Origin of the sequence: Dokdonia sinensis (assembly GCF_003688895.1) — a bacterium.
Taxonomy (GTDB): domain Bacteria; phylum Bacteroidota; class Bacteroidia; order Flavobacteriales; family Flavobacteriaceae; genus Dokdonia; species Dokdonia sinensis.
In genome coordinates this window covers 13,472-28,235 of sequence record NZ_REFV01000001.1, presented here as the reverse complement: position 1 = coordinate 28,235, position 14,764 = coordinate 13,472, and the positions used below count along the sequence as shown (strand labels likewise).

Genomic DNA, 14,764 nt, shown 5'->3' with positions numbered 1-14,764 from the left:
AAATTGATGTATAGCAGTTTTGTAAAACCATTTTTTGATTTTGTATTTGCTCTAGTCGCGCTTGTTATCGTAGCTCCGATTATGGTTGTGCTTTTTGTGCTCATCACATTATTAATGAAAAGCACACCTATTTTTAAGCAACAGCGTTCAGGAAAAAAAGACAGATTGTTCTACATTCTAAAGTTCAAATCGATGACCGAAGCACGGGATGAGAATGGAGAGCTTTTGCCAGATGAGGAGAGACTTACTGGTTTTGGAAAGTTTTTGCGCAAGTCATCATTAGATGAACTACCGCAACTTTTTAATATACTTAAGGGAGAAATGAGCTTTGTAGGGCCACGACCTTTGCCCCCACAATACTTAGCACTGTATAATGAGGTTCACGCTCGTCGTAGTAATGTTAAACCTGGCATATCGGGATGGGCACAAGTAAATGGGCGTAATAGTATTACGTGGAATAAAAAATTTGATTTAGACATTTGGTACTTGGATCATCAGAGCTTTTGGTTAGATATTAAGATTGTTTTAAAAACGGTATGGATTGTATGTTCATCCTCTGGAGTAAATACAGAGGGCGTTGCAACCACAATACCATACGACGGAAAGAACTAGACTATGATTGTAATAGGAGCAAGCGGACACGCAAAGGTCGTCTTGGGAATAATGGAAGCACTTGACATTGCAGTCACATTGGTGTACGATAAGGATGTTGCAAAGAAAAAAATTAAATCATACAGCATCACTCACGAGGAGGTTTTTAGTAACCATGAAACTGCTGTAATCGCCGTGGGGAATAATAAAGTAAGGTCACGACTGGCCAAACAGTACAAAGGAAAATTTACAGTTGCAATTATTCACCCATCTGCCATTGTAGACCCAAGTGCGACAATAGGAGAAGGTTCTGTTGTTATGCCCGGAGCCATAGTAAATGCAGATGCTCAAATAGGGAAACATTGCATCATAAATTCTGGTGCTGTTATTGAACACGATTGTGTGATTGGTGACTTTGCACACATTTCTCCTAAAGCCGTTTTAGCTGGGAATGTAACCATAGGTGCTGGTGTGCAGGTAGGTCTAAATGCTTCAGTAATACAGGGTAAAAGTATTGGTAAGGACGCAATCATTGGGGCAGGGGCAGTAGTAGTTCATAATATCCCATCACGATGCACCGCCATAGGAGTTCCAGCAAAACCCATAAAATTTCACGATAGTGCAACCATCTAAAATATATTTATCCTCACCCCACATCAGTCAAGCATCGCAGGACTATGTTCAAGAAGCCTTTGACCAAAACTGGGTGGCACCACTAGGGCCTAATGTTAATGAGTTTGAGAAAGCCATCGAGGACTATCTTGGGAATAAGCGCCACGTTGCATCCTTGAGCAGCGGTACGGCAGCCTTACATCTTGCGCTTGTGCAGTTGGGAGTAGAGCAGGGCGATACTGTAATTTGTCAAAGTTTTACATTTGCCGCATCTGCTAATCCCATCGTGTATCAAGGAGCAACGCCCGTTTTTATCGATAGTGAACCGCACACTTGGAATATGTGCCCTGTGCATCTGGAAACTGCTCTTGCGGATCTAGAAAGTAAGGACAGGAAACCTAAGGCCATTGTCGTAGTGCATCTGTACGGGATGCCTGCTCAAATGGATGAAATAACTTCAGTTGCTAGAAAGTATGGTATACCTATTATCGAAGACAGTGCGGAGGCTCTGGGAAGTAGTTATAAAGGCAATAAATGCGGGACCCTTGGGGATTTCAGTATGCTCTCTTTTAATGGCAACAAAATAATTACTACAAGTGGAGGAGGAGCATTGGTTTGTCCTTCAAGAGCGCTTAAAGCGAAAACGGTTTTCCTTGCCACCCAGGCTCGAGATAATGCACCTCATTATGAACATTCTCAGATAGGTTATAATTATAGACTCAGTAATATCAGTGCGGGTATAGGAAGAGGCCAAATGGAAGTGCTAGATGAAAGGGTTGCCGCTCGTAGAGCAATGAATTTATTTTATCAAGAGCAGTTCAAGGATGTCGAAGGAGTTTCAGTGTTCAAAGAACCTAACAGTAATTTTTACAGTAACCACTGGCTCAGTGCAATACTTATAGACGAAACCAAAACAAATGGTGTTTCTAGGGAAGATTTAAGAAATGCCTTTGAAACCGAAAATATAGAAAGTCGCCCACTCTGGAAGCCGATGCACTTGCAGCCTGTTTTCAAGGGTTCTCTGTTTTATGGGGAAACGGTGTGCGAGGGTTTATTTCAAAATGGACTTTGCCTTCCATCTGGTTCTAATCTTACAGACAAAGATAGAACGCGGATAGCTTCCGTAATAAAGCGTACATTTGTTGGATAGCCTAAATAGAAACTTCAAATAAAATGAATATTTTCATTTTTCCCTAAAGAATGAAACGTGCCATCAAGAATAAATAACATATTTACAAAGCTTTTTTCCTACACTAGCAATGAGCTCGATATCAGGAAGTTTAGATATTTACCTCGCTGGCTAGTTCTTGTTATAGATTTGACACTCGTTCTTGTGTCTATATTCATTACGTATGTGATCATAAAGGAGCTTACTTCAAGCTTCTATCCCTACTTTTCGGCGACACAGCGCATTAGTACGATTCTAGTAACACACCTTGTTTTCTTTTTAGTATTTAAAACCTATGCGGGTTTAATACGCCACTCTTCCACGGTAGATGCTTTTAAGCTTATGATGGCTACTGGTTTCACCTTTGGCTTTTTGATCATAGGGAACTATATGTTCAATGCAATCGTAGGGGAGAAAATTTTTCTAACCATTGGGCTGGTACTGAATACTTTTGTATCCTTTACGTTGTTATACGTTTTCAGGCTTTTTGTGAAGAGGGTTTATGAATATTTTAAAGCTGCGTCTTCTGGAGTAAAGAGTATGAAGGCATTCATACTTGGACTTAATGAGAATGCAATTTCAACAGCTTCGGCTATGGATTTGGAGCATCCTAAACGCTTTGAAGTTGTGGGGTTCCTTTCTAAAAAGACTGCAAATAAACGGTTACGGGTTCTGGACAAACCTGTGGTTCATTACAGTGATAAGTTTATCTCTAAAATTCAAAATGCAAACGCCGAGGCCGTCATTTTTACAGCCGATTATTTGTCCTTTGAAGAACAATACGCTATCGTTGAGGACTGTTTAAATCACGATATCAAGGTGTTTTCCATACCGCCACTTCAAGATTTGTCGGAAGGGGAATCTATTACAAAAAAAATTAAACGCTTTCAGATTGAAGATCTCCTTAATCGTAATCCTATAAGGCTGAATGATGCTAATAAAAGAAATGCACTTACAGGGAAAACAATACTTGTGACGGGTGGGGCAGGTTCCATAGGAAGTGAGATTGTACGACAAGTTGCTTCTTATGAGCCTAAACAGATCATCGTCCTAGACCAAGCCGAAACGCCATTACATAATTTGAGCTTGGAACTTTCGGTCAATTTCCTAGACGTTCCATTCGAATATTTTTTATGCGATGTACGGAATAAAGAGCGTCTCAAAATGCTTTTTGAAACGTTTGATATCGATTATATATATCACGCGGCCGCCTACAAGCACGTGCCCATAGTAGAAGATAATCCCCACGAAGCGATACTCACAAATATAATGGGAACACGCAACATTGCAGATCTTGCAGTGGCTCACAAGGTGCCTTATTTTGTAATGGTATCGACAGACAAGGCTGTAAATCCCACAAATGTTATGGGAGCCTCAAAACGCGTTGCCGAGTTGTACGTGCAATCGTTGTTTTTCGCGAAAGCGGACACCATTAAAACTAAATTTATAACGACAAGATTTGGTAATGTGCTTGGGTCTAATGGGTCTGTTGTACCGCTTTTCAAAAAACAGATTGAACAAGGTGGACCGATAACAATTACACATCCAGATATCATTAGATACTTTATGACTATCCCTGAAGCGTGTCAGCTCGTACTGGAAGCAGGAGTAATGGGCGCGGGAGGAGAGATTTTTGTATTTGATATGGGAGATCCTGTGAAAATTAAAGACCTCGCCACAAGAATGATACAGCTTGCAGGACATACTCCTGGGGTTGATATCAGGATAGAGTACACGGGCTTGCGACCTGGTGAGAAACTGTATGAAGAATTACTTAACGATGGTAGCCGCGTTATCCCTACGCATCATCATAAGATTATGATTTCTAAAGACGAGACCCAAGACTTTGAGATAGTTAGTGCATCTATTAATAGAATGATTGCCTGCTCTATATCTGAATCAAAGGAAACCGTAGTTTCTGAACTGAAAGAACTCGTTCCTAATTTTAAAAGTAATAACTCCATTTTTGAAGCATTAGATAAGAAATTATCAATCAACTAGATTGAGTATCTTTGCCCTTTAAATTTAAATGCTAACCTACTTCATTCTAAATGAATTTTTATAAAGTCATAATACTCCTCGCACTTATCTTAGGAGTGACATCTTGTGCCTCAAAAAAGAACGTCATCTATCTTCAGGACATACAGAAAATAGATAGTATCTCAAGCTCTACGGCATATACAACACGTATTGCGCCTAATGATCTTCTTGCTATAACCGTGACCGCAGAAAATATGGCAGCTGTACAGCCTTTTAATCTGCCTGTGTCTACTACGAGAGATGTAAATGATGGTGCTCAGATAAGTACTGTAAATCAACCATATCTTGTGCATAATGATGGGACTATTGACTTTCCTAAGTTGGGAGAGCTTAAAGTAGCAGGACTGGATAGGCAAGAGGTTACGACACTAGTTACGGAGAAACTCAAAAAATATATTAAGGATCCAAGAGTAGAAGTGAGGATACAGAATTTTAAGATTACCGTTTTGGGAGCAGTAAAAAACCCTGGAACTTTTGCCATAAAGGATGAGCGTGTTACTATACTTGAGGCACTAGGCTTAGCTGGTGATATGACTATTTACGGCGAGCGTAGCAATGTCCTTGTACTTCGTGAGGATGAAGGGGTAAAGAAATACGGACGTCTGGATGTTACTAAAAGTGATTTTCTAGACTCTCCATACTACTATTTAAGACAGAATGATGTCGTTATGGTAGAACAAAATAATGCTGAGGTTCAAAAATCCATCTCAAACCCTAATACGGGTATCTATTTTTCGGTGGCCTCTTTATTGCTATCTGTTTTCGTAATTTTTACCCGTTAATTATGGAACAGGGAAATAATGCATCAAGCTTTAACGAGATAGGTAACGATGACCATCTTGTAAACGATATCTTAAAACAATACACAAGACATTGGAAATGGTTTTTGATTGTTATTGTAATGGCCGTAGTGGCCGCACATATATACTTGCGCTACACAACGGCTATCTATAGTACCCAAGCAACAATCTTACTTAAAGACGAAAAGGGCAATAGCGGTTTTTCAGAACTTTCGGCCTTAGAGGATCTGGGCATTTTCTTCGGTGGTTCAGGGTCAAAGTTATCAGATCAGCTCGCTATCTTGAACTCGCGCAGGTTAATGGAGGGTGTCGTAAGTGAACTACATCTTAACATAAGCTACTTTGCTGAGGGTCAGGTAAAAACCGTAGAGACTTATAATGCTCCTGTAATTGTATCAGATATTGAAAATCAGAAGTTTGCAGATTTTGAAGGAGTTTATACGCTACGAATCATAAATAATGGCGCGGGCTCTTTTCGCTTAAAGCGAAATAATAATTCTGAAACTTCTACACATAAATACGGGGATATTATAGATTCAGATTTTGGAAAGTTTAATGTGTTACCGCGGTCAGGTGACGGCTCTGGAGATTGGGATGAGGTTGTTGTTCAAATAGTTTCAATAAAAAAAGCGGCATTGTTTTATGCTGGTCAGATAACGGCAACTCCAAAAGGAAAAAACACAAATGTTATCCAGCTCACGACGCAAAGTCCCGTAGGCATAAAGTCTAGGGATATCTTAAATAGTCTCGTTAGACAGTATAATCTGGACGCCAAAAATGATAAAAATCAAGTCGCTCTAAACACGGCAAATTTCATTGCAAACAGGTTAACAATCATTTCTGAAGAGTTAGACTCCGTGGAGACTACTAAGGAGACCTTTAAAAAAGATAACCGACTTACAGATATACCTGCAGAGGCGACTATCGCCGTAGAGAGTAGTAATGCCCTTAAAAGTAGAATCCTAGACGTATCGACTCAAATAGCACTTGCCCAAGATCTCGAAGATTATATTAATAGCAACACTACAGCACTACTTCCTTCTAACCTAGGGGTATTAGGAGGAGGTCTCAGTTCTCAGGTAGATGCATACAACGCTCTCATATTACAACGTAACGATCTACTAATCTCGTCTACCGAGGAAAATCCTGTGGTTCAAACCATAGATTCAGAACTGAGCCAGATTAGAAATACAATACAATCTGGATTGTCTAATGAACGTTCGGCGCTAGAGATCACAGAGCGAGAATTGAGAGGGCAGGAACGCGTCTATGCCTCAAAGATTGCAACGGTTCCTACATTAGAAAAAGCCGCAAGAGGCATTGTACGGCAGCAAGAAATAAAGGAAGAACTATATCTGTATCTACTTAAAAAGAGAGAGGAAACGGCAATTTCTCTTGCGATTAATACGCCTAATGCAAAGGTGATAGATGAGGCCATAACGTCACCATCTCCTGTTTCTCCTAAACGCGGATTAATTAAGCTCATTGCAGCCATTATAGGATTTCTTTTTGTGCTCATCATAATATATGTGCGTAGTTTACTTGATATCAAACTTCACAGTAGGTCTGATGTAGAGCGACTCACAAAGACGCCTATCCTGGGTGAATTACCATTTGTAGATGGAGAAGGAAACCACATCATTGAGCAGTACGACCGTTCTATACTTGCAGAATCCTTCCGTATTCTGAGAACTAATCTAGATTATTTCACACGTTCCAAAGAAGGGAAAAAACGTAATGTCGTATACGTGACTTCTACAATTAAAGGTGAGGGAAAAACTTTTGTGGCATTTAACCTGTCGCTTACACTTGCTTCTACTGGAAAGAAAGTATTGCTTATAGGTGGAGACATACGTAACCCACAAGTGCATCGCTACATGGATTTGAAAACGGCAAATATAGGATTGTCAGAATATATGTACGACGACTCTGTAGCCCCAGAAGATATTATTACAAATGAGTCTGTAAATGGTCAAAAATTTGATGTAGTACTTTCAGGTCGCATTCCACCCAATCCAGCAGAACTTTTTATGAATAGTCGCTACGACAAGCTCATAGAACGCGTATCAGAGTTGTATGACTACGTAGTTGTAGATACAGCTCCTACGATGCAAGTAACAGATACACTCCTCATCAGTCAGTATGCAGATGTAACGATATTTGTAACTCGCGCCGAGTTTACGCAAAAGCGACTGTTACAATATTCTCAGGACCTTTATAAGGAAGGAAAGCTCAAAAATATGACCTATGTGGTAAACGGGGTGAAGTCTAACAACTTTGGCTATGGCGCAAAATACGGTTATGGCTATGGCAATGAGGAAGTAGGACTGTGGAGAAAAATAAAAGATTTTTTATCCGGAAAAAGCTAGCGATTAACTAAAAACGCGATCGTTATTTAACGCAACATTCCGCAAGGTGGCTAAGTATTTGCTGCTTATTTTTATTTCGGCAATTTTTTCCAGATGTTCTAAGCGGTGCGTGTCCGTGCCTATGAAATCATAAGCACCAGAAGCTAAAAGTTTAAAGGCTTGTCTCTGGACGTGGCTCCCATAATGAGAACTAAGGGACAGCGCATTAAGTTGCAAGTGACAGCCCTTGCCTTTAAAGATTTCAAAAATACTCAAGTCTTTGTGATAATAGGCATACCGTTCTGGATGGGCTATAACAGGGATATACCCTTTTGAGGTAATGGAAAAAATCAACTCCATAAGATGTATGGGTGGCTGAAAATAGGAAAGCTCTACGAGGAGGTAATTATCCTTAAGACACAACAAGGAGTCCGATTCTAGTAGCTGTTCGAACTCGTAATCTAACATATATTCTGATGCATAAGATAATGAGACTTCTGGAACTAGTCCTTTAACCTCAGTATATGCCTTTGCTATAGATGCTCGAGTATTTGTATAGATTTCGCCCAGTGTGTGCGGGGTCGCAATGATTTTTTTAAATCCTAGGTCCCTATATTTATGGAGTAGATCGGTGCTGGACTGTACATCTTTTGCGCCGTCATCTATGCCTGGAAGCACGTGACAATGGATGTCTGGAATTCCTGCAATGATGTCCAGCAGGAAGGTTTTTTTGGAAAAGATGCTTAGCATAATTCAAAAATAATCTAAAAAAAGCGGTCATCTCCATTGAAATCTGCCTTACTTTCGCCAAAATTCATCGTAAGTTTCAATTAAATCCCCTTACAGTTTTGAAAAATATACTCTTACTTTTTTGCTGTTGCGTCGCTATCACCGCAAGTGCTCAAGAAGTCGAATTTTCTGGAAATGCAGGCTTTGACGGCGCCTACGCTAGTGAGCAACTTCCTTTCTGGTTTACGGCAAATACAAACGGACTTCGTGATGGGTTAACAAATGGGGATGTGTACGCTTTCGCGAAAGCGGAATACCCAACATCTTCCTCTTCACATCTAGAAATAGGCGTGGGAGCGATGTATCGTGATGGAGTGACAGACCGCCTGCAACGTGCCGAACTTTACGCCTCTTTTACTAACAAATGGCTTGTTGCCACGTTAGGAAGCCAGCAACAGAAAGAGCGCTACGATGGTCTCTCCACCACAAACGGAAACATATTATGGTCTGGAAATGCAAGAGCAATCCCGGGAATTGTAGTGGAGGCTCCCGAGCCCATTAAGCTTTCAAAAACGATTGCTGTAGACTACGGACTGGGCAATTATTTTCTCAATGATGATCGCTACGTCGGGAATACAATGGTGCACTATAAGCGCCTAGGCTTACATATTGCTGTAAATGAAAAGAGTACTTTCAAAGGTACATTACAACATTATGCACAATGGGGTGGCACTAGTCCGATTGCAGGAAAACTACCAGCTGGATTTTCAGATTTTATAAAGATTTTTCTAGCTCAAAATGCAGATGCAGATGCTCCGGAAGGGGACCAACAAAACGCCCTTGGTAATCACCTGGGCTCCTATAATTTTGAATACGAGTATAAAGGAGTAAGTGGCGCACTAGAAGCTTACCATCAGCACCTTTTTGAAGATGGATCAGGAACAGCATTTAAAAATTTTCCAGATGGGGTATGGGGCCTTACTTATGCTCCTAAAGTAGGAGTTTTAACAAGAATTCTCTACGAATTCGTACACACTACAGATCAAAGTAGCGCAGATCAACCTAGTGTAAGCGCGGGCGATAACTATTTTAGTAATAAAGTATACCGTAGCGGTTGGACGTATGATGGACGGACTATAGGTATTCCCTTTATATTGTTGAACCCGGAAACGGGTTTAGGTATCAGTAATAACAGGATTAAAGCTCACCATCTTGGAGGTTCCTTTACATTTGATACTATCACGGTCAATCTTAAGGGAAGTTATGTTCAAGATTTTGGTGCGCCAGGAAATCCGATTCCTGAAGGTATCAATAAAGTCTTCACTTATGCAAAGGGTCTTTACACCACAAACTTTGGAGTCTTTTCTGTAGCTGCTGGAGCCGATTTTAATAACAGTACAGAAAATACATTTGGTTTTATGGGGGGGTATAAATTTGTCTTCTAGCAATATTCCAATTCTCTCTTATTAGTAAGAATTTTAAAACTTTTTAAAGAACAGGTTCTCAGTGTTTAGGATAAAAGTCCTAAATTAGCTGCGCGATAAAATGTTATTTTTTACCGATGAAATACCATAGGTATAACTCCTGCTAAGTTCACTTGAATCGGGTGGCTTATGGTGTTTATTATAAAAATATTGATATATGATTAGATGTTTACTTTTTACCCTGATTTTGTTTTTTGCGATTGGAAATGGATTTGCTCAAGAGTATAAGCAGATGATGGATGACCCGTCTATAAACTTTTATGACGTTGTTGCTAGTGGTGAAGCTTATTTTAGGACGATTGATAAAGATGCAAAGGGTTCGGGGTACAAACAGTTTGCGAGGTGGAAAAATAATAATGAGTATAAATTCTACCCTTCTGGAAAACGTGATCTTGTAGACCCTAACTTTGCAAAAAATGCTCTAGAATCGTATCAGTCGCGATATCCAGAACAGTTTGCTACAACAAAAATGATGACGGGCTGGAGAGAGCTTGGCCCGAATTCTGTTGACTTGATCACAGGTCATTATGCGGCAGGAATAGGGCGGATAGAAGATGTTTATGCAGATCCAGCAAATGAACAAAAGTTATATATCGGGTCACGTAGTGGAGGATTGTGGCGTAGTGTAGATGGTGGTCAAAATTGGGTAGGCGGTAGTACGGACTTCCTTCCTGCTAGCGGTGTAAACACTCTCGCGGTAAATCCTTATAATACGGACCATCTCTTAGTCAATGTGCGTAACTCGCGCAACGGTACTACTTACGGAATATATGAAAGCACAGATGGTGGAGCCACGTTAAATGAAACAGCATTCAATCCATCAAACCTTAATAAAGGTGGACTGGGTTCTAATTTTTCAATTCAGAGAATCATATATCACCCTACGATAGCAAATACCGTTTTTGTAGGAACATCTGATGGTTTGTATAAATCTACGGATGGTCTTGCCACTTGGACTGAAGTTTATGATGGCGGGCAGTTTTATACCATAGGTTTTCACCCTACAAATGATCAAATTGTCTACACATACAACTATTATTTCTTTAATAATCACAGGGATTATCTTTTAAAATCTACTGACGGTGGTGACACTTTTACACGTACAAGTGAAATTCCTGGAAATAATAATGCTTTTGGAGAATTTGATATAAGTCCTGCGGCTCCTCAAAATGTATATTATGCGTCGAGCAGTGGTATTTATAAATCTTCAAATGAAGGAGAAACGTTTACATTAATAACAAATCCGGGTGTGGGTGTAGGAGCATTTGGAGTAAACGATCAAGATGAGACTAATATGATCACTGGGGGTATTGATGTCTTTTCATCAGATGATGAAGGCGCATCATTTAACCAAAGAAGCTGGTGGTCTCTAGGTAGTGCAGAGCACGGCGCTGGAGGATTTCAAGAACGCTATGACAATAGTGACGTATATGTACACGCTGATTTGAGAAGAGTTGTTTCTGTAAATGGGACATTATATTTAGGTACCGATGGTACAGTTGCCAAAAGTCAAGACAATGGTCTTACTTGGGAGAATATCATGGTTGATGGAGTAGGAGTAAGAGAAAATTACAAATTAGGATTAAGTCAGTCTAATAATGGCGTTGCCATTTTAGGCTCACAAGATAATGGTACCAGTATTTACAAAGAATCTGGATGGATTGAATTTTATGGAGCAGATGGAATGGAGGCGCTTATACACCCACTCAATCCAGACTGGATGATCTCCAGTATACAGAATGGAGGGCGTCGCCGAACCAAAGATGGAGGTTTTTCGCAAGATGGGGTGACACCTTCTGGATCGGCAAGTGGCTACTGGGAAGCACCTATCGCTTATGATCCTAATCATCATCTAACAATTTATGATTTTCGAGACGGAGTGCGTAAAAGTGAAGACTTTGGATCAAGTTATACATTACAAGGAAGTCCATCATTCTCAGGAAGTATGCAACTAGCTGAAATCGCACAGAACAATAGTGATATCATAATCGTTTCCAATGGTAGCAACATTGAAAAATCAACAGATCAAGGGGTTACATTCATTGATATAAGTAGTGGACTCCCTAGTCACAGTATTCAGGATATAGCATTTGACTACGAGGATGATGATAGGATTTTTGTTGTTAACGCAAGCTATCAGGATAATGGTGAGAAAGTCTATATGTCTGAAGATGGTGGTGCGAGTTGGCAAAACATCACGTATAACATAGGGGACATTCCAGTACATACGATAGTGATAGATAATGATCCACAAAAATATATTTATCTGGGAACAGAAATAGGAGTATATGCTAAACCATTAAATGGCAATACCTGGACATTATATAATACTGGTATGCCAAATACTACAATAGAAGAGTTAGAAATAAATTTTGGAGCAAACACGCTTAAAGCTGCGACCTGGGGACGCGGTTTGTGGGAGTATGATCTTGTAGGGAGATCTGCCTACCCATCTATAGAAATTACTACTATAACAAATCAACCTACAGATGACCTGCCTAAAACAAGTGTGCCTCAATTTATCACTTCAGAAATTGAGTACAGTGGTACGCTTACGGATATCTATGCCAGATGGTCTATAGACAACCCAGATTTTAGTGTTGAGGCAAATACGTTGCCGATGACCAATACAAGTGGAAATATTTGGGTTACAGATGTTCCAATACCAGATTTCCCAGAAGGAACTGATGTATACTTCAAGGTTTTCGCCGAAGGCGATTCTGGCGATAAGAGTGAGACATACAAATTTATGTATACGGTAAAACCTTTTGAATACTGTACGCCTAGTGTTCAGAATGGAACCTCGGATTTCATAAATCTTGTTGAAATTGATGATGCTGCAACAACACTATATTCTAATCCTTCCGGCAATGATGGATATACTGTTTACAACAACACGCCTATCGAATTCATCGCTGGTGAGTCGTATGATTTATCTGTGAGTTTACAATTTGCCTTTACAGGTGATCAAGCGGGTGCGTGGATCGATTTTAATAGAGATGCGTCCTTTGACGATATAGAAACTATTACAATGGCTCCGTATGCTTCTAATGTATCCACTGGGAATTTTACAATACCCCTGGACGCCGTAACAGATGAAGTAACACGGTTAAGAGTACGGAATTCATTTTTTAATGATCCTCAAGCTTGTAATTTTGATGCGGGAGAAGTAGAGGATTATATGGTCATTATTAGACCGTCTCCAGCATGTTCGTTAACCTCAACGTATAATGGAGCCTGGAGCCTGGGCGCTCCTACAGAGAATGAAAAAGCAATTTTTACGGCTAACTATAATACGAGTATTGGAAATATAGAGGCTTGTGAGATTGAAATTGCCGTAGGAGCAACGGTGATAGTAAGTCCGGAGACTTATCTCAAGGCTGCGGGAAATATAACCGTGAACGGAACGCTCATTATAGAACACGAAGGAAGCGTATTGCAGGTGGACGATGCCGCTGTGGTGACTAAGGGAGCTGGAGCAGTTATCGAAGTACGTAAGACTACGCTGGATATGGCACCACGCGATTTTATGTTTGCGAGCTCACCGATGACCGCCGAAACGCGCGATGGAGTCTACGGAAACGTAGTAGATGCCGCGACGTCAACTATCGATCAAGCATTTCGTGTCATTTATCTAATACCAGAAAACTTTGAAGCAGATCCATTGGTGCAAAATTATGCGCCTTACATGGGTGCGGAAACTTTTTTGAGTGTAGATAATACGTTTTTAGGAAATCATAACGCGTCTGAGGATATTGTTCCTGGAGAGGGATTGATCATCTATCCTCAAGATTCATATATAGCTAATGGTGTTACAACCTCTTACGACTTTGTATACACTAAGGGAACGTTAAACAACGGTATAGTTACCTATCCCATACAATACAATGGAACGACTGAGAATAATTTCAATTTACTAGGAAATCCATATCCATCTGCAATAGACGTAAGATCCTTGATTGCATCTAATCCTATGATTAATGAGGTATATTTTTGGGAGCATGCGACAACTCCTAGCACTACTTATCCAGGATATCTTGGAGCTAATCCCTCAATGCAGGATTTCTCAATGCTTAATCTTACTACTGGTATGGCCGCTCCTAATAAACCAGGAAGCGTTCCATCGCGATACATTGCTTCTGGTCAGGGATTTGCTATAAAGGCAGATCAAGCTGCAATGGCGACCACCGAAGTTACTTTTAACAATGAAATGAGAGTTTCTGGTAACAATAACCAATACAGAACACAAAGTGAAAGAAACCTCATCTGGCTTAAATTATCTAATGAGCAACACGACTTGCAGAGCAAAACGGCTATAGGTTTTCTTGCAGAAGCATCTGAAGGAATGGATAGAGGCTATGATAGTAAACGTATGGCCACTCCTATTTCCATTTATACAACAATAAAAAGTGGTGAGCAATTGGGTATTCAAGGGAGAGAATCCTTTGATCAGGAAATGATTATTGAAGTAGGAGTAGCAACAGCAATTGAGGAAATTACTCCGTACATAATTTCCTTAGATGATATTGAAGGAGTGCAAATAGACAGTACCCCTATTTATCTCATTGATTTTGCGACCCAAACTTATGTAAACCTTAAAGAGAAATCGTACTCCTTTACAACAAATGCCATCAACAGTAGTGAGCGATTTGCTCTAGCCTTTAAATCGCCAGAGAATTTAGGCGTTTCTGAGCAAGTACTATTTGAAAAAAGGATACAGCTCTTCCCTAATCCCGCAACAGATAGTGTTACCATAAAAACTTCTAACGATGACGTTATCCAGCATCTTGAGATCTATGATACAAATGGGAAACATGTGAAACAAGTAGGTTTTACAGGCTCTAATGCTCAAGAAACAGTAGATGTTTCCGGTTTAGCTAAAGGGGTGTATATGGTCAAAATCTCAAATGGAAAAACAAGTACAATAAAGAAGCTTGTTGTTTATTAATGTCGAGTTATAGAAATGGAAAAACCGTCTCATTCATTTGAGAC

At 40.0% G+C, this 14,764-nt stretch carries 9 protein-coding genes; 8 read left to right on the top strand and 1 reads right to left on the bottom strand.

Annotated elements, in window-relative coordinates; all coding sequences use genetic code 11:
- The first annotated feature begins 6 nt into the window (after positions 1-6).
- The 6 genes from EAX61_RS00110 to EAX61_RS00085 all read left to right on the top strand — a co-directional run bounded on the left by EAX61_RS00110 (position 7) and on the right by EAX61_RS00085 (position 7,580).
- A complete protein-coding gene (locus EAX61_RS00110) occupies positions 7-612 on the top strand; it encodes a sugar transferase (protein WP_121915627.1) in 606 nt (201 codons plus the stop codon).
- 3 nt (positions 613-615) lie between these two features.
- Positions 616-1,224 carry an acetyltransferase gene (locus tag EAX61_RS00105; protein ID WP_121915626.1) on the top strand — a complete coding sequence of 203 codons (609 nt, stop codon included), beginning with the start codon at positions 616-618 and terminating at the stop codon, positions 1,222-1,224.
- Positions 1,211-2,353, top strand: a complete 1,143-nt coding sequence (locus EAX61_RS00100) for a DegT/DnrJ/EryC1/StrS family aminotransferase (RefSeq protein WP_121915625.1) — start codon at positions 1,211-1,213, stop codon at positions 2,351-2,353. Before EAX61_RS00105 ends, EAX61_RS00100 begins: the two co-directional genes overlap by 14 nt.
- A gap of 183 nt (positions 2,354-2,536) precedes the next feature.
- The gene (locus tag EAX61_RS00095) at positions 2,537-4,372 is read left to right on the top strand and encodes a polysaccharide biosynthesis protein (RefSeq protein ID WP_236641956.1); all 1,836 of its coding nucleotides are present in this window, start codon (positions 2,537-2,539) and stop codon (positions 4,370-4,372) included.
- Between the two features lie 50 nt (positions 4,373-4,422).
- Entirely contained in the window at positions 4,423-5,193 is a 771-nt protein-coding gene (locus EAX61_RS00090; RefSeq protein ID WP_121915624.1) for a polysaccharide biosynthesis/export family protein, read from the top strand.
- Positions 5,194-5,195: 2 nt separating this feature from the next.
- Positions 5,196-7,580, top strand: coding sequence for a GumC family protein (locus EAX61_RS00085; RefSeq protein WP_121915623.1), 2,385 nt, complete (start codon positions 5,196-5,198; stop codon positions 7,578-7,580).
- Positions 7,581-7,583: 3 nt separating this feature from the next.
- Here EAX61_RS00085 and EAX61_RS00080 read toward each other — a convergent pair whose 3' ends face one another.
- Positions 7,584-8,309 carry a tyrosine-protein phosphatase gene (locus EAX61_RS00080; RefSeq protein ID WP_121915622.1) on the bottom strand — a complete coding sequence of 242 codons (726 nt, stop codon included), beginning with the start codon at positions 8,307-8,309 and terminating at the stop codon, positions 7,584-7,586.
- A gap of 98 nt (positions 8,310-8,407) precedes the next feature.
- Here EAX61_RS00080 and EAX61_RS00075 point away from each other — a divergent pair, with 98 nt between their 5' ends.
- Both EAX61_RS00075 and EAX61_RS00070 read left to right on the top strand, forming a co-directional pair.
- Positions 8,408-9,733 (top strand): capsule assembly Wzi family protein, encoded by a 1,326-nt coding sequence (locus tag EAX61_RS00075; RefSeq protein WP_121915621.1) that lies wholly within the window; start codon positions 8,408-8,410, stop codon positions 9,731-9,733.
- 196 nt (positions 9,734-9,929) lie between these two features.
- The gene (locus tag EAX61_RS00070; protein ID WP_121915620.1) at positions 9,930-14,720 is read left to right on the top strand and encodes a T9SS type A sorting domain-containing protein; all 4,791 of its coding nucleotides are present in this window, start codon (positions 9,930-9,932) and stop codon (positions 14,718-14,720) included.
- Positions 14,721-14,764: the final 44 nt, after the last annotated feature.

Bases quoted from the DNA above. Each gene is read 5' to 3' on its own strand.
- EAX61_RS00110 (WP_121915627.1), top strand. From the start codon at position 7: ATGTATAGCAGTTTTGTAAAACCATTTTTTGATTTTGTATTTGCTCTA.
- EAX61_RS00105 (WP_121915626.1), top strand. From the start codon at position 616: ATGATTGTAATAGGAGCAAGCGGACACGCAAAGGTCGTCTTGGGAATA.
- EAX61_RS00090 (WP_121915624.1), top strand. From the start codon at position 4,423: ATGAATTTTTATAAAGTCATAATACTCCTCGCACTTATCTTAGGAGTG.
- EAX61_RS00085 (WP_121915623.1), top strand. From the start codon at position 5,196: ATGGAACAGGGAAATAATGCATCAAGCTTTAACGAGATAGGTAACGAT.
- EAX61_RS00080 (WP_121915622.1), bottom strand. From the start codon at position 8,309: ATGCTAAGCATCTTTTCCAAAAAAACCTTCCTGCTGGACATCATTGCA.
- EAX61_RS00070 (WP_121915620.1), top strand. From the start codon at position 9,930: ATGATTAGATGTTTACTTTTTACCCTGATTTTGTTTTTTGCGATTGGA.